General features: G+C 67.7%; 23 protein-coding genes. 18 read left to right on the forward strand and 5 right to left on the reverse strand.

From position 1 onward, the window contains the following. Nucleotides 1–2 precede the first annotated feature (2 nt). The 4 genes from HHL15_RS10145 to HHL15_RS10160 all read right to left on the reverse strand — a co-directional run bounded on the left by HHL15_RS10145 (nt 3) and on the right by HHL15_RS10160 (nt 2,787). On the reverse strand, nt 3–338 hold the full coding sequence (locus tag HHL15_RS10145) for an Hpt domain-containing protein (protein WP_169145642.1): 336 nt from the start codon (nt 336–338) through the stop codon (nt 3–5). Between the two features lie 55 nt (nt 339–393). Next, entirely contained in the window at nt 394–1,812 is a 1,419-nt protein-coding gene (locus HHL15_RS10150) for a PhoH family protein (protein ID WP_169145643.1), read from the reverse strand. 48 nt (nt 1,813–1,860) lie between these two features. After that, a complete protein-coding gene (locus tag HHL15_RS10155) occupies nt 1,861–2,316 on the reverse strand; it encodes a peroxiredoxin (RefSeq protein WP_169145644.1) in 456 nt (151 codons plus the stop codon). Between the two features lie 93 nt (nt 2,317–2,409). Continuing rightward, nucleotides 2,410–2,787, reverse strand: coding sequence for an Mth938-like domain-containing protein (locus tag HHL15_RS10160; RefSeq protein ID WP_169145645.1), 378 nt, complete (start codon nt 2,785–2,787; stop codon nt 2,410–2,412). A gap of 152 nt (nt 2,788–2,939) precedes the next feature. Here HHL15_RS10160 and HHL15_RS10165 point away from each other — a divergent pair, with 152 nt between their 5' ends. The 3 genes from HHL15_RS10165 to HHL15_RS10175 all read left to right on the forward strand — a co-directional run bounded on the left by HHL15_RS10165 (nt 2,940) and on the right by HHL15_RS10175 (nt 6,064). Continuing rightward, nucleotides 2,940–4,253, forward strand: coding sequence for a pyridoxal phosphate-dependent aminotransferase (locus tag HHL15_RS10165; protein WP_206198699.1), 1,314 nt, complete (start codon nt 2,940–2,942; stop codon nt 4,251–4,253). 74 nt (nt 4,254–4,327) lie between these two features. Then, complete coding sequence (locus HHL15_RS10170; protein WP_169145646.1) at nt 4,328–5,635, forward strand: homoserine dehydrogenase; 1,308 nt, start codon at nt 4,328–4,330, stop codon at nt 5,633–5,635. A 162-nt stretch (nt 5,636–5,797) separates the two neighbouring features. After that, nucleotides 5,798–6,064: a DUF2249 domain-containing protein gene (locus HHL15_RS10175; protein ID WP_169145647.1), complete on the forward strand. Its 267-nt coding sequence runs from the start codon at nt 5,798–5,800 to the stop codon at nt 6,062–6,064. A gap of 6 nt (nt 6,065–6,070) precedes the next feature. Here HHL15_RS10175 and HHL15_RS10180 read toward each other — a convergent pair whose 3' ends face one another. Beyond that, nucleotides 6,071–7,255 (reverse strand): HPP family protein, encoded by a 1,185-nt coding sequence (locus HHL15_RS10180; protein ID WP_169145648.1) that lies wholly within the window; start codon nt 7,253–7,255, stop codon nt 6,071–6,073. A 115-nt stretch (nt 7,256–7,370) separates the two neighbouring features. Between HHL15_RS10180 and HHL15_RS10185 the strand changes: the two genes are divergently transcribed. From HHL15_RS10185 to HHL15_RS10255, 15 genes are all read left to right on the forward strand, one after another. After that, nucleotides 7,371–8,480 carry a hypothetical protein gene (locus tag HHL15_RS10185; protein ID WP_169145649.1) on the forward strand — a complete coding sequence of 370 codons (1,110 nt, stop codon included), beginning with the start codon at nt 7,371–7,373 and terminating at the stop codon, nt 8,478–8,480. A gap of 87 nt (nt 8,481–8,567) precedes the next feature. After that, the gene (thrC, locus tag HHL15_RS10190) at nt 8,568–10,007 is read left to right on the forward strand and encodes a threonine synthase (protein ID WP_169145650.1); all 1,440 of its coding nucleotides are present in this window, start codon (nt 8,568–8,570) and stop codon (nt 10,005–10,007) included. A gap of 165 nt (nt 10,008–10,172) precedes the next feature. Then, nucleotides 10,173–11,570, forward strand: a complete 1,398-nt coding sequence (locus tag HHL15_RS10195) for an aminotransferase-like domain-containing protein (protein WP_169145651.1) — start codon at nt 10,173–10,175, stop codon at nt 11,568–11,570. Between the two features lie 342 nt (nt 11,571–11,912). Then, a complete protein-coding gene (locus tag HHL15_RS10200; protein ID WP_169145652.1) occupies nt 11,913–12,395 on the forward strand; it encodes an MSMEG_0572/Sll0783 family nitrogen starvation response protein in 483 nt (160 codons plus the stop codon). A gap of 21 nt (nt 12,396–12,416) precedes the next feature. Then, nucleotides 12,417–13,436 (forward strand): Nit6803 family nitrilase, encoded by a 1,020-nt coding sequence (locus HHL15_RS10205; protein ID WP_169145653.1) that lies wholly within the window; start codon nt 12,417–12,419, stop codon nt 13,434–13,436. Beyond that, on the forward strand, nt 13,396–14,505 hold the full coding sequence (locus tag HHL15_RS10210) for an MSMEG_0568 family radical SAM protein (protein WP_169145654.1): 1,110 nt from the start codon (nt 13,396–13,398) through the stop codon (nt 14,503–14,505). Before HHL15_RS10205 ends, HHL15_RS10210 begins: the two co-directional genes overlap by 41 nt. Next, a complete protein-coding gene (locus HHL15_RS10215; RefSeq protein ID WP_206198700.1) occupies nt 14,502–15,080 on the forward strand; it encodes an MSMEG_0567/Sll0786 family nitrogen starvation N-acetyltransferase in 579 nt (192 codons plus the stop codon). Before HHL15_RS10210 ends, HHL15_RS10215 begins: the two co-directional genes overlap by 4 nt. Then, nucleotides 15,080–16,084, forward strand: a complete 1,005-nt coding sequence (locus HHL15_RS10220; protein WP_169145656.1) for a sll0787 family AIR synthase-like protein — start codon at nt 15,080–15,082, stop codon at nt 16,082–16,084. Before HHL15_RS10215 ends, HHL15_RS10220 begins: the two co-directional genes overlap by 1 nt. Then, nucleotides 16,081–17,337, forward strand: a complete 1,257-nt coding sequence (locus tag HHL15_RS10225) for an MSMEG_0565 family glycosyltransferase (RefSeq protein WP_328825017.1) — start codon at nt 16,081–16,083, stop codon at nt 17,335–17,337. Before HHL15_RS10220 ends, HHL15_RS10225 begins: the two co-directional genes overlap by 4 nt. Beyond that, a complete protein-coding gene (locus HHL15_RS10230; RefSeq protein WP_169145657.1) occupies nt 17,330–17,626 on the forward strand; it encodes an MSMEG_0570 family nitrogen starvation response protein in 297 nt (98 codons plus the stop codon). Before HHL15_RS10225 ends, HHL15_RS10230 begins: the two co-directional genes overlap by 8 nt. 48 nt (nt 17,627–17,674) lie before the next feature. Beyond that, the gene (locus HHL15_RS10235) at nt 17,675–19,003 is read left to right on the forward strand and encodes an MSMEG_0569 family flavin-dependent oxidoreductase (RefSeq protein ID WP_169145658.1); all 1,329 of its coding nucleotides are present in this window, start codon (nt 17,675–17,677) and stop codon (nt 19,001–19,003) included. Between the two features lie 34 nt (nt 19,004–19,037). Then, entirely contained in the window at nt 19,038–19,937 is a 900-nt protein-coding gene (locus tag HHL15_RS10240) for a Pnap_2097 family protein (protein ID WP_169145659.1), read from the forward strand. Between the two features lie 121 nt (nt 19,938–20,058). Beyond that, complete coding sequence (locus HHL15_RS10245) at nt 20,059–21,006, forward strand: DMT family transporter (protein WP_169145660.1); 948 nt, start codon at nt 20,059–20,061, stop codon at nt 21,004–21,006. 149 nt (nt 21,007–21,155) lie between these two features. Then, on the forward strand, nt 21,156–22,112 hold the full coding sequence (locus HHL15_RS10250) for a TolB family protein (protein ID WP_169145661.1): 957 nt from the start codon (nt 21,156–21,158) through the stop codon (nt 22,110–22,112). A 206-nt stretch (nt 22,113–22,318) separates the two neighbouring features. Continuing rightward, nucleotides 22,319–23,449: a response regulator gene (locus HHL15_RS10255; RefSeq protein ID WP_169145662.1), complete on the forward strand. Its 1,131-nt coding sequence runs from the start codon at nt 22,319–22,321 to the stop codon at nt 23,447–23,449. The last annotated feature ends 34 nt before the right edge of the window (nt 23,450–23,483 follow it).

The following is a 23,483-nucleotide window of genomic DNA, read 5'->3' on the forward strand; positions in this document are numbered from 1 at the left end:
GCTCAGCCCTGCGGAGGCTGGCGGGCTTCGATTTCCAGCAGGGTGGCTTCCAGTTCGTCGGAGAGCTGGAGGGCCAGCTCCATGGCTTCGGGTGCGCTCCGGCGGGCGGCCTGCTCGGTGCGCAGGGCGAGGTCCATCAGCTCCATGGCCATGATGTTGCCGGCCGAACTCTTGAGGGAGTGGGCCAGCCGGGCGACATCGGTTGAGTTGCCGGTGGCCGTGAACTCCCGCATCTGGATGGCAAAGCTCCCGTGGGCTGTGGTGAAGATGCCCAGCAGCTTGGCGATGAAAGCGTCACGTCCCTGGTAGCGGGCTTCCAGGTCGGCCCAGCGGATCATTGCCCGGCCTCCCCGGTGGAGCCGGCGTCCTGCCGATGCACTTGGCGGGCGGTCATCACAGCACCTCCGCGGCGTGGTCGGCCAGGCGCGAGCGCTCGCCCCGCTGCAGGGTGATGTGGCCCGAATGCGGCCAGCCCTTGAAACGGTCCACCACGTAGGTCAGGCCCGACGAGCCCTCGGTGAGGTAGGGCGTGTCGATCTGCGCGATGTTTCCCAGACACACCACCTTGGTGCCGGGGCCGGCGCGGGTGATCAGGGTCTTCATCTGCTTGGGCGTGAGGTTCTGGGCTTCATCGATGATCAGGAACTTGTTGATGAAGGTGCGCCCGCGCATGAAGTTGAGGGACTTGATCTTGATGCGGCTGCGGATCAGGTCGCGGGTGGCGGCCCGGCCCCATTCGCCGCCTTCGCCGGTGGTGCCGTTGAGCACGTCCAGGTTGTCTTCCAGGGCGCCCATCCAGGGAGCCATCTTCTCTTCCTCGGTGCCGGGCAGGAAGCCGATGTCCTCGCCCACCGGCACGGTGACGCGGGTCATGATGATCTCGGAGTAGCGCTTGGTCTCGAGCACCTGGGTGAGGCTGGCCGCCAGCGTGAGCAGGGTCTTGCCGGTGCCGGCCTGGCCGAGCAGGGTGACGAAGTCGATCTCCGGGTTCATCAGCAGGTTGAGGGCAAAGTTCTGCTCCCGGTTGCGCGCGGTGATCCCCCACACATTGTTCTTCTGGTGGGAGAAGTCGATGAGGGTCTCGAGGGTGACGACCTTGCCGGCCTTTTCCTTGACCCAGGCCTGCAGGGGCTGCTCACCGTCCTGGAAGACGAATTCGTTGATCAGCAGGTCGGCGGTGTCCGGGCCCTTGATCTTGTAATAGGTGCGGCTTTCCTGCTTCCAGGACTCCATGTCCTTGCCGTTGGCCTCCCAGAAGGCGGCGTCGATCTCCTTGGTGCCGGTGTACAGGAGGTCGGTGTCCTCGAGGACCTTGTCGTTGAAGTAGTCCTGCGCTTCCAGGCCCAGGGCGCGGGCCTTGATGCGCATGTTGATGTCCTTGGACACCAGGATGACCGGACGCTTGCGGTCGAATTTCTCGAACAGGTGCATCACCACCGCGAGGATCTGGTTGTCGCCCTTGGCGGTGGGCAGCGCGGCGGGAAGCTGGACGTTGATCGCCTCGGTCTGCAGGAACAGGCGGCCGCTGGCGAGCTCGCTGGACGGCCCCAGCAGGCTGATGCCGGCCTCTATCCCCTCCGGGCAGCTCTGCACGATCTCGTCGAGCGTGCGACTGGCCTGGCGGGCGTTACGGGCCACTTCCGACATGCCCTTCTTGTTCGAGTCGAGTTCCTCAAGGGTCATCATCGGCACGAAGATGTCGTGCTCCTCGAAGCGGAACAGGCTCGTCGGGTCGTGCATCAGCACGTTGGTGTCGAGAACGAAAAGCTTGGTGGCGGGTGTCTTGGACTTGGCGGGGCGTCGGGTGGCCATGGGATCTCGATTCTCTTCGTCGGTCTGGGGAGGGCGCGCGGAAGGGAGTTACAGGGTCTTCACGTAGTCCAGTACTTCCTGGGCATGGCCAGGCACCTTGACACCGCGCCATTCGCGGCGCAGCACGCCGGCGGCGTCGATGACGAAGGTGCTGCGCTCGATGCCGCGCACCTGCTTGCCGTACATGTTCTTCATTTTCATGACGCCGAACAGGGTGCAGGCGGTTTCGTCCGGGTCGGAGATGAGGTGGAAGGGCAGCTCCTGCTTGGCGCGGAAGTTGTCATGGGACTTGAGACCGTCGCGGGAGATCCCGAAGACGAGGGTGTCGGCGGCCAGGAACTCGCCGTGGAGGTCGCGGAACTGCTGGCTCTCGGTGGTGCAGCCGGGCGTACTGTCCTTGGGGTAGAAGTACAGGACCACCTTGTGCCCCTTGAGGGCAGACAGGGTGATTGCCTGACCGCCGGTGGCGGGCAGGCTGAAGTCGGGCGCGGCCTGGTCGAGCATGGTTTCTCCGGATGAGGTTGTCCGGTAGCAGCCTAATCCCAAGCCGCGGGGCTGGCAATCCGTCCGGGATGAAGATTGGCCGGAGCGTGGCGTTCAGGCTGGATCGAAGAGCAGGGCGGCGGCCACGTTGCGGTGCTCGGCGACAAGGATGTTGTAGGTCCGGCAGGCCGAGCCGAGGTCCATCACCTCCAGGCCGATGCGGGCCGTCATCAGGCTTTTCAGGAGGCTGGGGTGAGGGAAGCGCTGCTTCATGCCGGTGCCGAGGATCAGGATCTCGGCGCCGAGGCCGGCGAGGTGCTCGAAGGCGGCGGCGTCGAGGGCGTCGAAGCCGCCCTTGAGCCAGTCGCTCTCGATGCGCTGGGGCATCACGATCACGCTGGATTCGTGGCGGGTGTTGCCGACCATGACGTGCCGCGCGTCGTAACGGGCAATGGTGTTGTACTGATCGCTCTTGTCGAGATGGAGTTTCATGGGGGCGGACTCTCTGCAAACTGTCGGGCGGGCGGGGGCTGATTTGCCGGCCCCGGACGGCTTGGGTAACATTATACCTTTGCGTCGCCACGCACCTGCCTCGGGTTCCACCCGCCGGCCGGACCGGAAGCAAGGGGTAAGAGGCCCCGATCATGAGTCGCCACGCCAAACTGCGCGTCGTTTCGAAGCCCGAGGCCGAGAACGGTGCCGCACTCACCAGCAAGGAAACGGAAAGCACCGTGCAACCCATTCGCAAGTCCGACAAGCTCGCCAACGTCTGTTACGACATCCGCGGCCCCGTGCTGCAAAAGGCGAAGCAGATGGAGGACGAGGGCCACAAGATCATCAAGCTGAACATCGGCAACCTCGCCGCCTTCGGCTTCGATTCTCCCGAAGAGATCCAGCTCGACATGATCCGCAACCTGCCCAACGCGGCCGGCTACTCGGACTCCAAGGGCATCTTCGCGGCCCGCAAGGCGATCATGCACTACACCCAGCAGAAGCACATCAAGGGTGTCACGCTGGAAGACATCTACGTCGGCAACGGCGTGTCCGAGCTGATCGTGATGGCCATGAACGCGCTGCTCAACACCGGCGACGAGGTGCTGGTGCCGGCCCCCGACTACCCGCTGTGGACCGCCGCGGTGAGCCTGTCCGGCGGCACCCCGCGCCATTACATCTGCGACGAGGCCAACGAGTGGCTGCCCGACCTGGACGACATCCGCGCCAAGATCACGCCGCGGACCCGGGCCGTCGTCATCATCAACCCGAACAACCCCACCGGCGCGCTGTACCCGGACGAGACCCTCAAGGCCATCGTGCAGGTGGCCCGTGAGCACGGCCTGATCATCTACGCCGACGAGGTCTACGACAAGGTCCTGTACGACGGCGCGACCCACACCTCCATCGGCGCGCTGTCCGAGGACGTGCTGACCATCACCTTCAACGGCCTCTCCAAGAACTACCGCTCCTGCGGCTACCGCGCCGGCTGGATGGTGGTGTCCGGTGACAAGCGGCCGGCGGCCGACTACATCGAAGGCCTCAACATGCTGGCCTCGATGCGGCTGTGCGCCAACGTGCCCGGGCAGTACGCGATCCAGACCGCCCTCGGCGGCTACCAGAGCATCGACGACCTGGTGGCGCCAGGTGGCCGCATGCGCCGTCAGCGCGATCTGGCCCACGAGCTGATCACCGCCATCCCGGGGGTCAGCTGCGTCAAGCCCAAGGCCACCCTTTACATGTTCCCGCGGCTCGACCCCAAGGTCTATCCGATCCAGGACGACCAGCAGTTCATCGCCGAACTGCTCGAGGAGGAGCGCGTGCTGCTGGTCCAGGGCACCGGCTTCAACTGGCCCGACCCGGATCACTTCCGGCTGGTCTTCCTGCCTCACGAGGACGACCTGCGGGTCGCCATCGGCAGGATCGCCCGCTTCCTGGAAAACTACCGCAAGCGCCACGGCACCTGACATTCCCGAGGGGCGCGGCACCAGTCGCGCCCCTCGTTCATTCAACACCCTGCTTTTTCACTCCCCAAAAGACCATGAAACCCATCAATGTTGGCCTCCTGGGCATCGGCACCGTCGGCGGTGGCACCTTTACCGTTCTCAAGCGCAACGAAGAAGAAATCACCCGCCGCGCCGGCCGGCCGATCCGCATTACCGCGGTGGCCGACAAGAACCTGGAGCTGGCCAGGAGCGTCACCGGCGGTGACGTCCGCCTCACCGACGACGCCTTCTCCGTGGTCACCGACCCCGAGATCGACATTGTCGTCGAACTGATCGGCGGCTACGGCATCGCCAAGGAACTGGTCCTGAAGGCCATCGAGAACGGCAAGCACGTGGTCACCGCCAACAAGGCGCTGCTCGCCGTGCATGGCAACGAGATCTTCGCCGCGGCCCAGAAAAAGGGCGTGATGGTGGCCTTCGAGGCGGCTGTCGCCGGTGGCATCCCCATCATCAAGGCCCTGCGTGAAGGCCTCTCCGCCAACCGCATCCAGTGGATCGCCGGCATCATCAACGGCACCACCAACTTCATCCTGTCCGAGATGCGCGACAAGGGCCTGCCCTTTGCCGAAGTGCTCAAGGAAGCCCAGCGCCTGGGCTACGCCGAAGCCGACCCGACCTTCGACATCGAAGGCGTGGACGCCGCCCACAAGGCCACCCTGATGGCCTCCATCGCCTTCGGCGTGCCGGTCCAGTTCGACAAGGCCTACGTGGAAGGCATCACCAAGCTCGAAGCCGCCGACATCAAGTACGCCGAGCAGCTCGGCTACCGCATCAAGCTGCTGGGCATCGCCCGCCGCCGTCCGCAGGGCATCGAGCTGCGCGTGCACCCCACCCTGATCCCCGAAAAGCGTCTGATCGCCAACGTGGAAGGCGCCATGAACGCCGTGCTGGTGCAGGGCGACGCCGTCGGCGCCACCCTCTACTACGGCAAGGGCGCCGGCGCCGAGCCCACCGCCAGCGCGGTGATCGCCGACCTGGTGGACGTGACCCGCCTGCACACCGCCGATCCCGAACACCGGGTGCCGCACCTGGCCTTCCAGCCCGACCAGATCGCCGAAGTGCGGGTGCTGCCCATCGAAGAGGTGGAGACCAGCTACTACCTGCGTCTGCGCGTGCTCGACAAGCCGGGCGTGCTGGCCGACATCACCCGCATCCTGGCCGACCAGTCCATCTCCATCGACGCCATGCTTCAGCGTGAGCCGGAAGAGGGCGAGTCCCAGACCGACATCATCATCCTCACCCACCTCACCATCGAGGGGAACGTGGACACCGCCATCGCCAAGATCGAGAGCCTTGATTCGGTGACCGGCCAGGTGACCCGTCTGCGTCTGGAAAACCTGTAATCCGGGGTTTCCTGTCGCCAGCATGCGGCCGCCTCCGGGCGGCCGTTTTACATCTGCGGGCGGACCCGAACCCGATCCAGATCAAGGAAAGCGGGCCTGGCCGACGGCACACTGCAGATACCCGACTGATCCAGTCGGATTTAATCGACACCAGGAGCCGTCATGCAAACCATCCACGTCTGCAACCACACCACCCCCGAAGCCCTGTATCCCTTCGACGCCCGCGGCATCGCCAAGCGCTTCCGCCATGCGGCGATCTTTGGCGCCCTCGATGCCCTGGTGCCGGGCGAGGTGATGCGTTTCTGCAACGACCACGACCCCTTGCCGCTGCTCGGCCAGCTTCAGCAGCGCTATGGCGACACGGTGAGCATCACCTACCGCCAGCGCGAGCCGGGCGCCATCGTGATCGACTTTGCGCGGCTGGCCTGAGCCGGCTCAGAGCCGGTCGTTGCGCACGTAGTCCAGCGCCTCGTGCTGGAACAGCACCGAGGCCAGCCGGGCATTGCTGATCAGGCCGGCCAGGCGTCCGTCGGTGTCGAGCACCGGCAGCACCGCCTGGGTCGAGGCTGACAGGGCGTCGGCCGCCGCCGCGATGCCATCCGTCGCCTGCACCGTGCGCAGGCCGTGGGCGCGGGTCAGCATGAGCTGCCCGGCCACCTCCGGCTTGTCGGCATGGGGGCCGGGGGTGGGGCGCAGCAGGCGGCGCACGTTGTCGCCGACGCGCCGCCCGTCCTCGGGCTCCACGTGGCGTAGAAAATCCCCGAGGCTCAGCAGGCCTTCCAGCCGCCCGGCCCGGTCGACCACCGGCAGGGCGTCGGCCGCATGGTGGCGCAGGGTGCGCCAGGCCTCGTTCAGCTCGGTCGCAAAGCTGAGCCGGGCGGGTGCCGCGCTCATGATGTCGCCACAGGTCAGCAGCACGTGGCGGTGGAAGGCATGCCGCGCTGCGCGCCGGAAGACCTGCTCCAGGTCGTCCTCGCTGATGTCCAGGTAGGCGTCCATCTCCTCCAGTGCCGCGGCCAGGTCGGGCTGGGCGATGCCGGCAGGCGGCGGCTCCGGGCGCCCCGGCGCCGGGGCTGGCGGTGAGCAGAGCGGGTAGCGCCGGCCAGGTACAGCGTTATTCACGGCGGTGGCGGCGATCAGGATGGCGAGGACGTTCCAGCCGACCGCGGCGAGTCCCGTGGCCGGATCAAGCCCCTGGGCGCCGTGGGCCGCCATCACCAGGGCCATGGCGCCGCCCGGCGGGTGGATGCAGCGCAGCCAGCCCATCGCGCCGACCGACAAGCCCACCGCCAGCGCCGCCGCCAGGTAGGGCGAGGTGACAGTCAGGCCGCAGGCCAGCCCGATCAGAGCCGGCAGCAGCAGGCCGCCGGCCACCGACCAGGGTTGGGCGAGGGGTGAGTGGGGTAAGGTGAACAGGATCACCGAGCTGGCCCCGAGGGGCGCCAGGGCGCGCCGTGCCTCGGGCGGGGCTGGAATGATGTAGAGCACCGCCTCGTAGATCAGGATGCCGACGAAGGCCGCCAGCGTGCTGCGCAGGCGTTCCGCCCGCGACAGCGGTGCGGCATCGGCGATCAGGTAGCGGTGGGCGAAGCGGATGAAGGCGGTGCGGAGGGCGTCCATCGGGAAGCGCGGGAGGGCCGGAAAGGTCGGGCACTCTACGCAGAAGCGGCGGGCGCTTGCCTTGATCCATGTTTGGTTTTGAATGATTGCGAAGGCTGAAAGGGCGGGAGGCGCGGTGCTGATCTATCTGGGATGTTGTACGGTGCTGGCCTTCGCCGCGGCGATCCTGCTGGCCCTGCGCGGTGATGCGCCGGCCGCCGCCGCCCATGCGGCCTTCGCGGCCGGTGCGATGCCGCTGATCTTTGCCGCCATGGGGCATTTCGTGCCGGTGCTCACCCGCAGTGCCGGGGCCGGTGCCCGGATCGGCCGCCTGCCCCTGGTGCTGCAGGGGGTGGGGATCCTGGTGGTGGGGGTGCTGGCCGGTGTCTTTCCGGGGGCGGCCCTGCATGCTGCCCTGGCCGTGGGGCTGGCCGCCACGGCGGGCATGCTGGCCTGGGTGCTGGGGCGGGGGCGCAAGGCGCTCGGCCGGCCCCATCCAGGCCTGTACTGGTATGCGGCGGCCCTGGGCTGCCTGATCCTCGCGCTGCTGGCCATCGCGGCCGGCCTGGTATGGCCCGCCATCTATCCCCTGGCCCGCCTGGCCCATCTTCATCTCAATACCCTTGGCTTCATCGGCCTGAGCGCCATCGGCACCCTGCATGTCCTGATGCCGACCGCCCTGGGCCAACCGGACCCCCGCGCGGCGAGCCGGCTGACGCGGCAGTTGCCGTGGATGCTGGCCGGGGTCGCCGCGGCGGTGCTGGCCTGCGGCCTGCCCTGGCTGAGCCTGCCGGCAGCCGTCCTGGTGGGCGGTGTGGCGATCGCCACGCTGGCGGGCTGGCTGCGTGGCCATGGCATCCGGCGCCTGCTGGCGGACGGCGTGGCCGCATCGCTGTTGCTGGCCACCGCGGGCTTCGCCGGCCTGGCCCTGATGGGGGCGGCCCATGGTGTCGGGCTGTTGCCGGGGCGGCCGGCGGTGGCCGCCTTCTTCACACTCTTCCTGTTACCCCTGGTGACGGGCGCCCTGTCCCAGTTGCTGCCGGTGTGGCGCTACCCGGGGCCGCTGACGCCGGCGCGCACGGCCTTGCGTGCGTGCCTGGCCGGCCACGGCCTAGTGCGTGCCGTCCTGTTCCTGGCCGGAGGGCTGCTGCTGCCCGTCAATGCGCTGCTCGGGGCCGGCCTGGTGGCGGGAGGTGTGCTGCTCTTCGCGGCGGCGCTGGCCGTTGGGCTGCTGCGCCGCGCCTGAGTCGCGTTCGATGCGGCAGGGCGAAGGCCAAGGGGCGGGCCGGCTGTGCTATCTTCCAAGGCTTTCGTTTTCACTTCGGCGAGCCCCATGCGCTATATCTCCACCCGCGGCCAGTCTGCCCCCCAATCCTTCTGTGACATCCTGCTTGGCGGCCTGGCGCCGGATGGCGGCCTGTATCTGCCCGAGGCCTATCCGCAGGTCAGCCGTGCCGACCTGGACGCCTGGCGCGGCCTGTCCTACGCCGAACTGGCCTACGCGATCCTGTCCCGCTTCATCGATGACATCCCGGCCGCCGACCTGAAGGCGATCTGCGACAAGACCTACACCGCCGAGGTGTATGGCTATGTGCGCGACGATGCCAAGGCCGCCGAGATCACCCCGGTGCACTGGCTGGAGCCGGGCAAGCTGGGCCTGCTGGAGCTGTCCAACGGCCCGACCCTGGCCTTCAAGGACATGGCCATGCAGCTGCTCGGCAACCTGTTCGAGTACGTGCTGGACAAGCGTGGCGAGCAGATCAACATCCTCGGCGCCACCTCCGGTGACACCGGCTCGGCGGCCGAATACGCGATGCGCGGCAAGCACGGCGTGCGTGTCTTCATGCTGTCGCCCCATGGCCGCATGAGCGCCTTCCAGCGCGCCCAGATGTATTCCCTGCAGGACGCCAACATCTTCAACATCGCCGTGCGCGGCATGTTCGACGACGCCCAGGACGTGGTCAAGGCGGTCTCCAACGACCACGCCTACAAGGCCAAGTACAAGATCGGTGCGGTCAATTCGATCAACTGGGCGCGTGTTGCCGCCCAGATCGTGTATTACTTCAAGGGCTATTTCGCCGCCACCGAGAACAACGACCAGCAGGTCGCCTTCGTGGTGCCGTCCGGCAACTTCGGCAACATCTGCGCCGGTCACATCGCCCGGATGATGGGTCTGCCGGTGGCGCAGCTGATCCTCGCCACCAACGAGAACGACGTGCTCGACGAGTTCTTCCGCACCGGCGTCTACCGCCCGCGCAACACCGCCGAGACCCACGCCACCTCGAGCCCGTCGATGGACATCTCGAAGGCTTCCAACTTCGAGCGCTTCGTCTTCGACCTGGTCGGCCGCGACGGCGCCAAGGTGCGCGAGCTGTGGAGCAAGGTGGATGCGGGCGGTGCCTTCGATCTGTCGGCCTCCCCGGAATTCGCCGCCATCGGGCAATACGGCTTCGCTTCCGGCAGCAGCAACCATGCGGAGCGCCTGGCCACCATCCGGCGTGCCGACAAGGACTACGCTACCGTGGTGGACACCCACACCGCCGACGGCCTGAAGGTGGCCTTCGAGCTGCGCGATCCGGCCGTGCCGACCCTGGTGCTGGAAACCGCCCAGCCGGCCAAGTTCGAGGAGACCATCGTCGAAGCCCTCGGCCGCAAGCCGGCGCGTCCGGCGGGCCTGGACAACATCGAGGCGCTGCCCCAGCGCGTCGAGGTGATGGATGTGGATGCGGAGGCCATCAAGGCCCTGATCGTCCGCACGGTCGAGGCCGGCTGAGTTCTTGCCGGTAGTGAAGCCAAGGCGGCTCCGGAGAAATCCGGGGCCGTTTTTTCTTGCTCGTCGGGAGAGTGGTGTGGGGGGGGGCGCATCGGTGCGTGACTTATATGGATTGAATCCATACAATTTCCCTCCGGCTTGACTTCCGCTTTACCCGATCCCGCCATGAATGCGACCCAACCGGGCTGGTGCCCGCAGAACCTGTCCCAGGACAAGGCGGCCTACCTGGCGATCGCCGATGCCATTGCCCGCGACATCCGCGATGGCAGCCTGCCACCCAATTTCCGTCTGCCGCCGCAGCGCCGGCTGGCCCACCTGCTCGGGCTCAATTTCACCACCATCAGCCGCGCCTACGCGGAAGCCCAGCGCCGGGGCTTGCTGGATGCCCGGGTCGGGCAGGGGACTTACGTGCGCCCCGAGGCCTGCCCGCGCGTCCGCCATGCGGCAGCCCGGGCGCGCCTGATCGACATGTCGATGAATCTGCCGCCGGAACCAGATCAGCCGGAGCTGCTGGCGCGCATGGAAAGCGGCATGCGCAACCTGTGCGGCGACATCAATTCCCTGCTGCGCTACCAGCCCTTCGGGGGGAGCCAGGAGGATCGCGAGGCCGGCGTGCATTGGCTGGCGCGGCGCGGCGTGATCAGCAGTGCCGAGCGGGTGCTGGTATGCCCGGGAACGCACAGCATCCTCAATGCCCTGCTCAGCCTGCTGGTCGGGAGCGGCGGCGGGCGCATCTGTTGCGACAACATCACCTACCCGGGGCTGCGGGCCCTGGCGGCGATCCACGGGGTCAGCCTGATCGGTCTGCCGTCCGACCAGGAGGGCATCGTGCCGGACGCCTTCGAGCGCGCCTGCCGCGACAGCCGGCCGGCGGCGCTGTATGTCAATCCGACCATCCACAACCCCACCACGCTGACCATGCCGCTGGCGCGCCGGGAGGCGCTGGCGGAGATCGCTGCACGCCACGGCGTGCCGGTCATCGAGGATGACCCCTACGGCCTGCTGCCGGAGTCGCCGCCGCCGAGCTTCTTCGCCCTGCTGCCCGGGCTGACCTACTACATCGGCGGTTTGTCCAAGACCGTTGGCGCCGGGTTGCGGGTGGCCTACCTGGCCTTGCCCGATGCCCGCCAGTTGCCGCGCATCAGCGGCATCCTGCGGGCCGTGTCGGTGATGACGCCGCCGGTGTCGGTGGCGATCGCCACCGAGTGGGTGCTCGATGGCACCGCGGAGCAGTTGGTCCGCTTCGTGCGCGAGGAGTCCCGGGTGCGCCAGGGGCTGGCCAGGCAGGCCCTGGGCGGCACGCCCTACGAGGCTTCGCCCGACGGCTTCCATGTGTGGCTGCCCCTGCCGGAGGGCTGGAGCCGGGTCAGTTTTTCCGCGCACCTGCGCAGCAGCGGCATCGGCGTGGTGACCAGCGACGCCTTCCTGGTGGGCGGTGCGGCGGTGGAGGCGGTGCGGATCTGCCTTGGCGGCACGGCCACCCGCGATGATGTATCCCATGCCCTGGAGCTGGTCGGTTCGGCACTCTCCCATCCCCCCGCGATCTACTCCTCGATCGTCTGATCCTCCCCGGGGGAGCTTCCGCCCCGTCGTGTTTTCCCTTGCCCTTGCTGATTGTATGCATTCAATGCATGCACGCTGGCGGTGCGCCTGTCGCCGCCGGCGCACTCGCCCTGTGCGCTGATTTTGCACGGCTTTCCTGCGTCCGTTAGATGGCGGGTTGGGGGCTTTTGGTGCAGTGTAATGATTAATTTAGCGTTTATTGTATGCATTCAATTCTAGCTAATTGATGGCACGTCGATTGCTAAATTGATTCTGCGCACTGCCGGCAGAATCGTCTGGCAGACAGCCCGGGACGCCTCGCAGTGCGCATTTCAATCCCAACCCTTTCTCAAGGAAATTGACATGCCCGCTGTGACCCTGCCCCCCCATGCCACCGGTGACTTCTTCGTCGACTACGAAGAGAAGGTCTTTGAAGATGTGAAGGCCGAAGCCGGCCAGAAGGCCCTCGTCACCTTCCATACCGTCGCCTTCGAAGGCTCCATCGGCCTGGTCAACCTGCTCCAGGCCACCCGCCTGCTGCGCAAGGGCTACGAGACCTCCATCCTCCTCTACGGTCCCGGCGTGACGCTCGGGCTGCAGCGCGGCTTCCCGCGGATCGGTGACGAGGCCTTCCCGGGCCACCTGGCGATGAACAAGCAGATCGCCAAGTTCATCGAGGAGGGCGGCAAGGTGTATGCCTGCCGCTTTGCGCTGCAGGCGCTGTATGGCCACGGCGAGCCCTCGCTGATCCCCGGCATCCGCCCGATCAGCCCGCTTGACGTGCTGGACATCCAGCTCCTCCACAAGCGCGACAACGCCTTCGTCATCAACAGCTGGACGCTCTGAGCGTCAGCCCGGGAGACGAGCATGACGACCGCAAGAATCGTCCGCGTTGCCGCGGTGCAGATGAGCCCCGACCTCGAGTCGGCCACCGGGACGGTGGACAAGGTGTGCCGCGCGATCCTGGAAGCGGGGGAGAAGGGGGCCCGCATGGTGGTGTTCCCCGAGACCTTCGTGCCCTATTACCCGTACTTCTCCTTCGTCCAGCCGGCGGTGACGATGGGGGCGGCCCATCTCGAGCTGTATGAGCGGGCGGTGACGGTGCCGGGGCCGGTGACCCAGGCGGTCGGCGAGGCCGCCCGGCGGGCGGGAGCGGTCGTCGTGCTCGGCGTCAATGAGCGGGACCATGGTTCCCTCTACAACACCCAGCTGGTCTTCGACGAGAGCGGGCGCCTGATCCTCCGGCGCCGCAAGATCACCCCCACCTACCACGAGCGCATGGTGTGGGGGCAGGGCGACGGCAGTGGCCTCAAGGTGGTGGACACCGGCATCGGCCGCATCGGGGCCCTGGCCTGCTGGGAGCACTACAACCCGCTGGCCCGCTACGCCCTGATGGCCCAGCACGAGGAGATCCACGCCAGCCAGTTTCCGGGTTCGATGGTGGGCAACATCTTCGCCGAGCAGATCGCCGTGACGATCCGCCACCACGCCCTGGAGTCGGGCTGCTTCGTGGTCAATGCCACCGGCTGGCTGAGTGATGCGCAGGTGGCTTCGATCACCCCCGATCCGGCCATGCAGCGGGCCCTGCGCGGTGGCTGCCACACCGCCATCGTGACCCCCGAGGGCAACTACCTGGGCGAGCCGCTGCGGGAAGGCGAGGGCATGCTGATCGCCGACCTGGACATGGCCCTCATCACCAAGCGCAAGCGAATGATGGATTCGGTCGGGCACTACGCCCGTCCGGAGCTGCTCTCCCTGCGCGCCGACCTGGCCGCCCGGATGCCCCTGCACGGCGTCGGCGAGCTTTCCCCTTCCCCCTCCCTCTCCCCGATGTCAGGAGTCGATCATGTCGATGACAGCACTGCGTCCGCAACAGCTGATCTCTGATCTGCAAAGCCACGGCTTCCGGCTGGAAGGCAGCGCCGGCGGGCTGCACAGCCGCCGTGGCGGCGCCGGCCCGTCGGACCACGCGGCGGTGCTCATCGACGGCCGGCCGCTGATGATCCCGATCCATACCGGCAGCGCGCGCAATTCGCCCTACCTGGCCTCCCTGCCGGATGCCGCCGGGCAGGCCACGATCAGCCGCGATGGCCACCCCGTGGCGCGCATCGCCTTTCCGCAGACGCCCCGCTTCTACAGGCTGCAGACCCTGGACGGGGTGCCCTACAGCCACATCGCCACCCTGCACAGCACCGACGTGCTGGCCACCACGGTGCTGCAGACCTGCACCCGCTACCAGAGCCGCGCCAAGGCCTGCCAGTTCTGCAGCATCGGCCAGTCGCTGGCCGCCGGCCGCACCATCGTCCGCAAGACGCCGGAGCAACTGGCCGAGGTGGCCCGGGCGGCCGTGCTGCTCGACGGGGTGCGCCACATGGTGATGACCACCGGCACCCCGCCCACCCCGGACCGCGGCGCGCGGCTGATGTGCGAGAGCGCCGAGGCCATCCGCGCCGCCGTGGATCTGCCCCTGCAGGCCCAGTTCGAACCACCGGACGACTTCGCGTGGTTCCGGCGGGTCAAGGAGTCCGGCGTCGACAGCCTGGGCATGCACCTGGAGGTCGTCACCCCGGCCCTGCGCCAGCGCCTGATGCCGGGCAAGGCGGCGATCCCGCTAGCGCGCTATGACGAGGCCTTCGCGGCGGCGGTCGAGGTGTTCGGCCGGGGCCAGGTGTCCACCTACATCCTGGCCGGCCTGGGAGACAGCCGGGAGGCGATCCTGGAGGCGTCCGCGCGCCTCATCGGGATGGGGGTGTATCCCTTCGTGGTGCCCTTCGTGCCGATCTCGGGAACGCCCCTGGAAGACCACCCGGCGCCGTCGGCCGAGTTCATGGACGCCGTGCTGGCGCCCCTCGCCGGCCTGCTCCGCGAAGGAGGCCTGAGCGGCGCGGCGATGAAGGCCGGCTGCGGCAAATGCGGCGCCTGCTCGGCGCTGCCACGCTACGAGGCGCGCTCATGAACGCCCCGTCGAATGCCTTCCTGGCCGGCCTGCGTCTGCCGCGCCACTACCTCGTCGAGCATGCCGACGAGGCCGCCCGGGCGCTGGCGATGCGCCTGCGCCGCGCCGTGTTCTGCGATGAGCAGGGCCTGTTCGAGGGCGAAGACCGCGATGCGGTCGACGCAACCGCCTTGCTGCTGGTGGCCCGTCCCCGCCTTGCCGCAGATGCGGGGCAGGAGCCGGCTGCGCCGCCGGAATGGGGGCCGCCGGTGGGAACGGTGCGCATCCACCAGCTGGAGCCTGGCCTCTGGCAGGGTTCGCGCCTGGCGGTGGCCGCCGAGTACCGGCGGGTCGGGGCGCTTGGCGGGGCGCTGATCCAGCTGGCCGTGCGCAGTGCCAACACCCTGGGCTGCGAGCGTTTCATCGCCCAGGTGCAGTCCGCCAACGTGGCCCTGTTCCGGCGCCTGCACTGGCACTCCTGTGCCGAGATCGAGCTGCATGGCCGCCCCCATCATCTGATGGAGGCCGACCTGTCCCGCTACCCGGCCTTCGCGGCGGGCGAGTCCATGCAGGTCCAGGTCAGGCGGGGTGCGTGATGCAACTGGAGACCCTGATCACGAGCCTGCGCCTGCACAAGGGCATCGCCCACAAGCGGGATATCGACAGCGTGCTGCGCGCCATGGCGGGCCGCCACCTGCCCGGCGCCGATGCCTGGCTGGGCGACGACTGCGCCGTGTTGCCCCGCGGCGATGGCCATCTGTTGTTCGCCATCGAAGGTTTCATCAACGCCTTCGTGGCCCATGACCCGTGGTTTGCCGGCTGGTGCGGGGTGATGGTCAATCTCAGCGACATTGCCGCCATGGGCGGGCGGCCCCTGGCCGTTGTCGATGCCCTGTGGAGCGACGGGCCGGAGCAGGCGTCAGCCCTGATGGCGGGGCTCGCCGCAGCGGCACAGGCCTTCGCGGTGCCGCTCGTCGGCGGGCACAGCAACACCCGCTGCGACCGCCCGCAGTTGGCCGTCGCCGTGCTGGGCGAGGCGCAGCGCCTGCTCTCGAGCTTCACCGCCCGCCCGGGCGACAGCCTGGTCATGGCGGTGGACCTGCGTGGACACTACCGCGAGCCCTTCGACAACTGGGACGCAGCCACCATGGCCGAGCCGGCCCGCCTGCGGGGCGACATGGCCCTGCTGCCGGCCATCGCGGAGGCGGGGCTGGCCCACGCGGCGAAGGACATCAGCCAGGCCGGGCTGCTGGGCACGGTGCTGATGTTGATGGAGTGCTCGGGTGTCGGCGCGGCCATCGATGTCGACCGGATCCCCCGGCCGGCCGGGGCCGAGCTGCTGCGCTGGCTGCGGGCCTTTCCGAGCTTCGGCTACGTGCTGGCGTGTCAGCCGGAGCAGGCCGCGGCCTTGTGCGCGCGCTTCCGGGAGCGGGGCATTGCCGCCGCCGCCATCGGTGAAGTCCGGCCAGAGCGGCGCCTCGAGCTGACTTGCGCCACCTCCGGCGGGCGCGACAGCGGGATCTTCTGGGACCTCGCCGAGGAGCCGCTGATGGGCGTCGGCCCGCAGGTGGATTGCGTGGCCGCAGGAGCGCTCAAGTGATCCGCCGGTCCCGTCCGTTCCGCCGGCGCGCGCTGAACATCGCCCTGCTGACCCATTCCACCAATCCGCGGGGCGGGGTGGTGCATTGCCTGGAACTGGCCGAGGCGCTGATCGCCCTGGGGCACCAGGTCACCCTGCATGCGCCGGTGGCACCCGGCGGCGGCTTGTTCCGGAGCACTTCGGCCCGTGTCTGCCTGATCCCGGAGGCACCCGCCGCGGGCACATTGCGGGAGCGCATCGAACGGCGCATCGACACCTTCCGGAACTGGTTCTCGAGCCCCTGCCACGCCGACTTCGACCTCTTTCATGCCCACGACGGGATCGGCGCCAACGCGCTGTTCGAACTGCGCAAGGACGGGCGGATCCCCGGCTACGTGCGGACGGTGCATCACCTGGAGGACAGCTACGGGGACGCACACCTCGATGCCCTCGAGATGCGCTCCATCCTGGGGGCGGATCGCCTGCTGTGCGTCAGCCCGAGCTGGTCGGGCAAGCTGCTCGGGCGCACCGGCCGCGAGGCCGCCGTGGTCGGCAACGGAGTCAACCTGGCGCGCTTCGGGGCGCGGCCGTCGGCGCGCGACGAGCCGCTGCGGCGGCGCCTGGGCCTTGGCCCGGGGCCGGTGTTCCTGGCCGTCGGCGGGATCGAGGCGCGCAAGAACACGGTGGCCACCCTGCAGGCCTTTGCGCGCCTGCGCCAGACCCTGGCCACGGCCCAGCTGGTGGTGGCCGGCGGGGCGAGCCTGCTCGACCACAGCGCCTGCCGGCAGGCCTTCGACGCGGTGCTGGCGCAGGAGGGGCTGGCCTGTGCCGGGCCCGGCGAGGCGCGTTCGCCCGGTGCCCCGGCAACGCCCCTGATCCTGGCCGGCGTGCTGGAGGATGCCGACATGCCGGCGCTCTACCGCTGCGCGGACGCCCTGGTCTTCCCGTCGCGGGTCGAGGGCTTCGGTCTGGCCGTCATCGAGGCGATGGCCTGCGGGATTCCGGCGGTGGTCTCGCGCATCCCGCCCTTCACGGATTTTCTCGGCGACGCGGACTGCCTGTGGGCGGATCCGGCCGACCCGGAGTCCATCGCCAGGGCCATGTGCCGGGCGCTGATGCCGGGTACCCGCGAACGTCTCGCCGCCCGCGGCGCCGAGGTGGCCCGTCGCCATGACTGGGCCGGCTGTGCCCGTGCCCATGTGCAGGCCTATCGCTCACTGCTCGACGAACTGTCTGCTTCCATCCCACCCCTTGCGGAGATCAACCATGCCTGAAATGTATTTCCAGATCCGCTGGCCCGATGGCCAGGAAGAAAGCTGCTACTCGCCGTCCCTGGTGGTCGGCGACTTCCTGACGCCGGGCCAGAGCTACCCCGTCGCCGACTTCGTGCACCGCTGCGACAAGGCCCTCAGCCAGGCCAGCGAGCGGGTCCGGCAGAAGTACGGCTACTTCTGCTCCAGCGCCATGGACCAGCTCGGCCGGATCCGCGAGCGGGCCGAGCCCTTTGCCGCGGAGCCGGACGGGCTGGTGACCGTCCAGTCCTTCAAGCCCGGGGCCCGCTGAGCCCATTCCGTCCTGATCTGCATTCATCCCATCATTCAAGGAGTCGCCATGAACACGCTTTTCCCCCAATCCACGCAACTGCTGTCCCGCTCCCATTATCCGGTCGTCGTCGTCGGGGGTGGCCAGGCTGGCTTGTCCACCAGCTACTTCCTGCAGCAGAACGGCATCGAGCACATCGTCTTCGAGAAGAACCGGGTCGCCCACTCCTGGCGCGCCGACCGCTGGGACACCTTCTGCCTGGTGACCCCCAACTGGCAGTGCCGCCTGCCGGGCTTCCCCTACCCGGGGGACGATCCCCAGGGCTTCATGCTGAAGGACCAGATCGTCGACTACGTGGAGGCCTTCGCCCGCCGGATCGCACCGCCGATCGTCGAGGGGGTGGCGGTGAGCCACGTGACGCGCGGCGCGTCCGGTCGCCTGGAGGTCACGACCAGCGCCGGCCACTTCACCACCGATCACATCGTGGTGGCCACCGGTGGCTACGACATTCCCATCGTTCCCGCCTACGCCGAGCGCTTGCCGTCCCATATCCAGCAGATTCACTCGGTGAATTACCGCAACCCGGAATCCCTGCCGCCGGGCGAGGTGCTGGTGGTGGGTTCCGGCCAGTCCGGCGTGCAGATCATGGAAGACCTGCACCTGGCCGGCCGCAAGGTGCATCTGTGCGTGGGCCCGGCGCCCCGTTCGCCGCGGGTCTACCGTGGCCGCGAAGCGACCGAATGGCTGATGGACATGGGTTACTACGAGCTGACCGTGGAGCGCCACCCCCTTGGCGAGAAGGCCCGCGAGAAGACCAACCACTACATGACCGGCCGCGATGGCGGCCATGAGATCGACCTGCGCAGGTTCGCCCGGGAAGGCGTCCGCCTGTACGGCAGCCTGGCCAACATCCAGGGGGCGACCCTCGAGTTCCTGCCCGACCTGAGCCGCAACCTGGACGATGCCGACGAGGTATACGTGAGCATCCGCAAGGACATCGACAAGTACATCGCCGCCCAGGGGATAGATGCGCCGGTGGAGCCGGAGTTCGAGAAGCTGTGGGCGCCCGGGGTCGATCCGCTGAGCCTGGACTGCGAGGCGGCGGGCATCACCTCGATCGTCTGGGCCATCGGCTTCCGGCCGGATTACCGCTGGATCGAGCTGCCGAGCTTCGACGGCCGCGGCAACCCCAAGTACCAGCGCGGCGTGTCGCCGGTGCCCGGCCTGTACTTCCTGGGCCTGCCCTGGCTGCACACCTGGGGCTCCGGGCGCTTCCTGGGGGTCGCCGACGATGCCCGCCACCTGGCCGAAGTGATCGCCGGACGCCTGGCGGCCGCTGAGACCGGTGAAACCGCTGAGGCCGGTGCCGCCACCCTGCCGCAGGCTGCCGTCGCCTGAGGCGGCCCGAGCTGTCCCGAGGAGAGACCCTGCCATGCTCGAAACCACCTTGTCGATGCCGCCCGGCCGCTGTTTGCCCGGGCTTCACGGGGCCCAGCGGGTGGGCATGCCGCAGCTCGCCCTCAACGGCTTGTCGGAGACCTGGCTGCTGGCCGACTGTGGTGATCGCCACTGGCAGCTGCTGGCCGCCGCCTCGGGGGCGTCCATCGCGCAGCTGCGGGATGGACGTCAGCGCCGGGTCTATCCCGCCTTCCGGGCGCTGCGGCTGCGCCACGGGGCGCTGGACGGCGTCCGTGAGGACGACGTCCTGCAGATCGACAGCACCCTGGGGCGGGTCAGCCGCACCCAGTTCTGCAGCAAGCATGTGATCTCCACCGCCGGTGGCGGACTTTGCGCGGTGGTGGAGATGCTGTCGGTGTTCGTGGCCCGGGAGCGGGCCGGGGTCAACACCTCGGCAGTGCGTAGCCCGGTGCCGGGCTTCGAGCATGTGCCGCAGATGGAGGAGGGGCTGGGTCTGGCGGCGGTGGCCCGCAAGACCCGCGGGCACGATGCCGACGCGCGCTTCGGGCGGATCGGCCACAGCTACGCGCCTGTCCATGTGCAACCCTGCCCGTCGATTCATTTCAACGGGGCCGGCTTCCTGTATTTCGCGCGCTTCCCCGAGCTGGCGGATCAGGCCGAGTGGGCCTGGTTCGGGCCGCGGGCCTCGTCATCCCTGACGACCGAGAGGCAGTTGATCTACCACGGCAACGCCAATGTCGGCACGCCGCTGGTGGTCCACCTGGCCGGCTTCGATCCGGACAACCCGCTGCATCACCACTGCCAGATCGTCCGCGGGGACGACAAGCAGGTGATTGCCGACATCACCACCCGCAAGCGTCCCCGCCACGATGCCCAGTCCTTCCTGGACACCTTGTTCGAGCCGCAGGCGTGAACCGGCCTGGGGCTCTGTGCTCATCGATAAAGTGAGCATCTGAATCTGTAGTCATCGGGGCGCTCGTTTATGCTTGGCGGGCCCGAACCGCCATGCCTGCGCCGCTGCGCCCCCGACATCCATGAATACCTTCCGAACTCCCGGCTCCGGGCTCTCCGATCACCTCCGCGGCCTGCTCGCCGCCGGCGTCGTCGTGCTGTGCTGGTCGGGCTTCAATATCGTGTCCCGCCTGGGCAGCACCGGCGTACTGACACCCTTCGACATCGCGGCCCTGCGTTTCGGCGTGTCCGGTCTGCTGGCCCTGCCGTATTTCATGTTGCGGGTGGCGCCGGTCGAATGGCCGCGCTACATGATCCTGGCCGTGTTCGGGGGGCTGGGCTACGGGGTGCTGGTGTATTCCGGCTTTGCCTTTGCTCCTACGGCACACGCCGGGGTTTTCGTGAATGGCGGCATCCCGTTCTGGACCATCGTCATCGTGGCGGCCATGTCGGGCTTCCGGCTGGCCCGCAATATCGGCCTGGCCCTGCTGCTGACCAGCGGCGGCCTGATCCTGATGGCCTCCGGCAGCCTGCTGGACGCGGGGGGAGGTTCGCGCTGGGTCGGCGACCTGCTGTTCCTGCTGGCCGCCTTGTCGTGGGCGATCTTCGGCCTCTTGATGCGGCGCTGGCAGGTCCGGCCGCAGCTGGCGATCACCGGCGTGGCCAGCTTTTCCATGCTGGCCTATCTGCCCCCCTATCTGCTGTGGCTGCCCAAAGCCCTGGGTGAGGCCTCTGCTGGAGAGATCGCCCTGCAGGCGGGGTACCAGGGGGTGGTCGCGGCGCTGCTGGCCGGCGGCATGTACAGCTATGCCAACCAGAAGATCGGCGCCTGTCAGGCCTCGATGATGCTGGCCCTGGTGCCGGGCGTGTCCGGCGTAGGTGCCTGGTTCATCCTGGGCGAACCGCTGGGCATCCGGGCCGTGGTGGGGATCGTTGCGGTGTCCCTGGGGGCGGTTCTGTGCGCGGTGCCCCCCGGAGCGTTCGCCCGGACCTTTCTGCGTTTCCGGGGGGATGCAGAGGGTGAGCGCTGAGTGGCACGCATGCAATGGCATTCGATGAATACCCGTTTTGGGTTGTAAATAGTTCATAGCGCCATTCAAACGGGATTGTCACACTATGCGCATCTTGTTTTCTCCTGGCGTCCAGGGGGATGCCATTGTGATAAGGCTGCGCTTCGAACATGCAATTTCAAAACCTCTCCCCGGCGTTGTGTCGTTTCTCGGCGCTGTTTGCGCTTGCCCTTACCGCCTGTGGCGGAGGCGGCGGCGGTACACCGGAGTTCGTTGCTCCCCGCTACGACCTCGTTTTCGATAGCACGGGGGCCGACGGCATCGGTCGCCTGTACCGGGTGGATGGCAGTACCGGCCAGGTCACCGCTGTGGCGGGGGCGACGCCGGGTTATCGTCCGGCGGCGGATCCCCAGGGGCGGCGCCTGGTCTTTTCGGCCAGGGCCAGTGAAGACCCCCAGGCCAGATACACCTTGCGCCTCCTTGATCTTGGCAGTGGCGTGCAGACCCGGCTGTCTGCCGATGACCTGGCCAACGAAGTGGAAGCATCCTTTGCCGCAGACGGGGAGCGTCTGATCTACACATCCGATCGCGACGGTGATGGCGACATTGTGCTGGCCAGATTGGCCGGCACGCAGTTCAATGTCTTGCGCAATCTCACGCCACCCATCGCGCCTCCGCCCGACGAGGATCGCACCCCGGCCTGGTCTCCTGACGGCAGCAAGATCGTCTTTACGGCTTACCGCGGCGGTAACCCGGCGATCTGGATCATGCAGGTCAATGGCGACAACCCCTGGCAGATCACCGCTTCGGGCAATTGGGGCGATTACAGCCCCTCCTGGTCACCGGATGGCAGTCGGGTGGCGTTCCAGCGGGTCGACACCGTGGACGGGGTGGTGCGTTCCCGCATCGGCTGGGTTGCGACCACGGGCGGCAATGTCACCTTTCTGGACTTTCCAGGCAGCGTGTATGACCCGCGTTATTCGCCGGACGGTAAGTATCTGGCCTTCTGGGCCAAGACGAATGATGGGGGGGATCTGTACATCGCGACCCCGGACGGGCAGGTGGTGAAGCGCCTCGGTACGAACGGCGCTGACCGGCATCCGGCCTGGATCCGTGTGAATCCCTGAGGGGCGCTTCATTGCTGCCTTGTTTCCTGGCAGGCCGGTGTCTGCCAGTTTGCGTGGGCCGATTATCCGGGGGGCGTTTGCCGTAGATCAAGCCGCTGTGCCATGGCCGGGTTGTAGTATGCAATTTTGTTAATTACGGTTAATTATAGTGGCGCCCAAGTTCTGCGCCCTGCAATGACCGTGTCCGCTGGTTGCGGAGAGAGAGCATGAGCAACAGGGCATACAAGGTATTCATTGTCGATGACGATCCATCCTCCCGGCTCGTCTCGTCCTTTTGCTTCAAGTCTGCAGAGTTTGAAGTCGTCCAGCTTGAGTCCGGCGAGGCCTGCCTGGCGGCTCTGGACCAAGTGCCGGATATCGTGCTGCTCGATATTGAGATGCCCGGCCTGGATGGTGTGACCACTTGCAAGGCCATCCGCGAGGCAGGCTTGATGTCCACCCAGGTGATCTTCGTCTCGGTTCGCAACGATCTGGAAACGCGGCTCCGGGCCTATGACGCGGGGGGCAACGATTACATCGTCAAGCCGGTCCTGCCGGACGAGCTGGAGCCCAAGGTGGCAGTGGCAAAGCATGTCCTGGAGCAGCAGCGCGAGCTGGAGGAGCGGGTCGAGCAGGCTTCCAGCATCGCTTTCTCGGCCATGTCCTCGGCGGCTGAGTTGGGAACGGTGTTGCATTTCCTGCAAAGCTCGTTTGCCAGCCATTCGGTGGCCGGCCTGAATGCAGCCCTTGCCGATGCTTTGAACCAGTACGGCGTGGAGTACATCCTCGAACTGCGCGCTGGCGGGGAGTCTGTCTGCTTTTCCGGTCAGGGCGCCGCCACCCAGTTGGAGAAATCGATCCTCGAGCATGTCCGCCTGATGGACCGGATCTTCCAGTTTCATGACCGGATGGTCATCAACTATCCGTCGATCACGCTCCTCGTTCACGGTCTGCCGATCGAGGATGAAACCCGCCTGGGGCGTATGCGCGACAATCTGGCCCTGCTTGTTGAAGGCGCCGATTCGCGCCTCAAAGCCCTCTCCGGCCAGGTGCTCCTGTCCCGTCAGGCCCGAGGTATTGGCGATGCGGCAATACGTCTGTCTGCGGCGCTCGAGGTCATTGAACAGGAGCAGGCCACGTTGCGCTTGAATGCCCTGTGCGTGATGGATACCTTCATCGCAGAGCTGGAGCGTTCCTTCGTGCATCTGGGGCTGAGCGAGCGACAGGAGGCCTTGCTGAGTGACATGGCCCGCAAGGCGGCGGCGCAGGTCGGGGGCGTGCTCTCCCAGGGGCGGACTACCACCGACCATCTTCATGAGGTGGGGCAATCACTGCGGCACCTTCACGCAGAGCACTAGCACGGTGTGGCCCCGGTCCATGATCGCCTGCGCA

This window comes from Zoogloea dura, assembly GCF_012927165.1.
Taxonomy (GTDB): domain Bacteria; phylum Pseudomonadota; class Gammaproteobacteria; order Burkholderiales; family Rhodocyclaceae; genus Zoogloea; species Zoogloea dura.

Bases quoted from the DNA above. Each gene is read 5' to 3' on its own strand.
- thrC (WP_169145650.1), top strand. From the start codon at position 8,568: ATGCGCTATATCTCCACCCGCGGCCAGTCTGCCCCCCAATCCTTCTGT.
- HHL15_RS10155 (WP_169145644.1), bottom strand. From the start codon at position 2,316: ATGCTCGACCAGGCCGCGCCCGACTTCAGCCTGCCCGCCACCGGCGGT.
- HHL15_RS10180 (WP_169145648.1), bottom strand. From the start codon at position 7,255: ATGGACGCCCTCCGCACCGCCTTCATCCGCTTCGCCCACCGCTACCTG.
- HHL15_RS10200 (WP_169145652.1), top strand. From the start codon at position 11,913: ATGCCCGCTGTGACCCTGCCCCCCCATGCCACCGGTGACTTCTTCGTC.
- HHL15_RS10255 (WP_169145662.1), top strand. From the start codon at position 22,319: ATGAGCAACAGGGCATACAAGGTATTCATTGTCGATGACGATCCATCC.
- HHL15_RS10220 (WP_169145656.1), top strand. From the start codon at position 15,080: ATGCAACTGGAGACCCTGATCACGAGCCTGCGCCTGCACAAGGGCATC.
- HHL15_RS10230 (WP_169145657.1), top strand. From the start codon at position 17,330: ATGCCTGAAATGTATTTCCAGATCCGCTGGCCCGATGGCCAGGAAGAA.
- HHL15_RS10160 (WP_169145645.1), bottom strand. From the start codon at position 2,787: ATGAAACTCCATCTCGACAAGAGCGATCAGTACAACACCATTGCCCGT.
- HHL15_RS10235 (WP_169145658.1), top strand. From the start codon at position 17,675: ATGAACACGCTTTTCCCCCAATCCACGCAACTGCTGTCCCGCTCCCAT.
- HHL15_RS10215 (WP_206198700.1), top strand. From the start codon at position 14,502: ATGAACGCCCCGTCGAATGCCTTCCTGGCCGGCCTGCGTCTGCCGCGC.
- HHL15_RS10240 (WP_169145659.1), top strand. From the start codon at position 19,038: ATGCTCGAAACCACCTTGTCGATGCCGCCCGGCCGCTGTTTGCCCGGG.
- HHL15_RS10205 (WP_169145653.1), top strand. From the start codon at position 12,417: ATGACGACCGCAAGAATCGTCCGCGTTGCCGCGGTGCAGATGAGCCCC.
- HHL15_RS10175 (WP_169145647.1), top strand. From the start codon at position 5,798: ATGCAAACCATCCACGTCTGCAACCACACCACCCCCGAAGCCCTGTAT.
- HHL15_RS10165 (WP_206198699.1), top strand. From the start codon at position 2,940: ATGAGTCGCCACGCCAAACTGCGCGTCGTTTCGAAGCCCGAGGCCGAG.
- HHL15_RS10245 (WP_169145660.1), top strand. From the start codon at position 20,059: ATGAATACCTTCCGAACTCCCGGCTCCGGGCTCTCCGATCACCTCCGC.
- HHL15_RS10145 (WP_169145642.1), bottom strand. From the start codon at position 338: ATGATCCGCTGGGCCGACCTGGAAGCCCGCTACCAGGGACGTGACGCT.
- HHL15_RS10195 (WP_169145651.1), top strand. From the start codon at position 10,173: ATGAATGCGACCCAACCGGGCTGGTGCCCGCAGAACCTGTCCCAGGAC.
- HHL15_RS10150 (WP_169145643.1), bottom strand. From the start codon at position 1,812: ATGGCCACCCGACGCCCCGCCAAGTCCAAGACACCCGCCACCAAGCTT.
- HHL15_RS10210 (WP_169145654.1), top strand. From the start codon at position 13,396: ATGTCGATGACAGCACTGCGTCCGCAACAGCTGATCTCTGATCTGCAA.
- HHL15_RS10170 (WP_169145646.1), top strand. From the start codon at position 4,328: ATGAAACCCATCAATGTTGGCCTCCTGGGCATCGGCACCGTCGGCGGT.
- HHL15_RS10250 (WP_169145661.1), top strand. From the start codon at position 21,156: ATGCAATTTCAAAACCTCTCCCCGGCGTTGTGTCGTTTCTCGGCGCTG.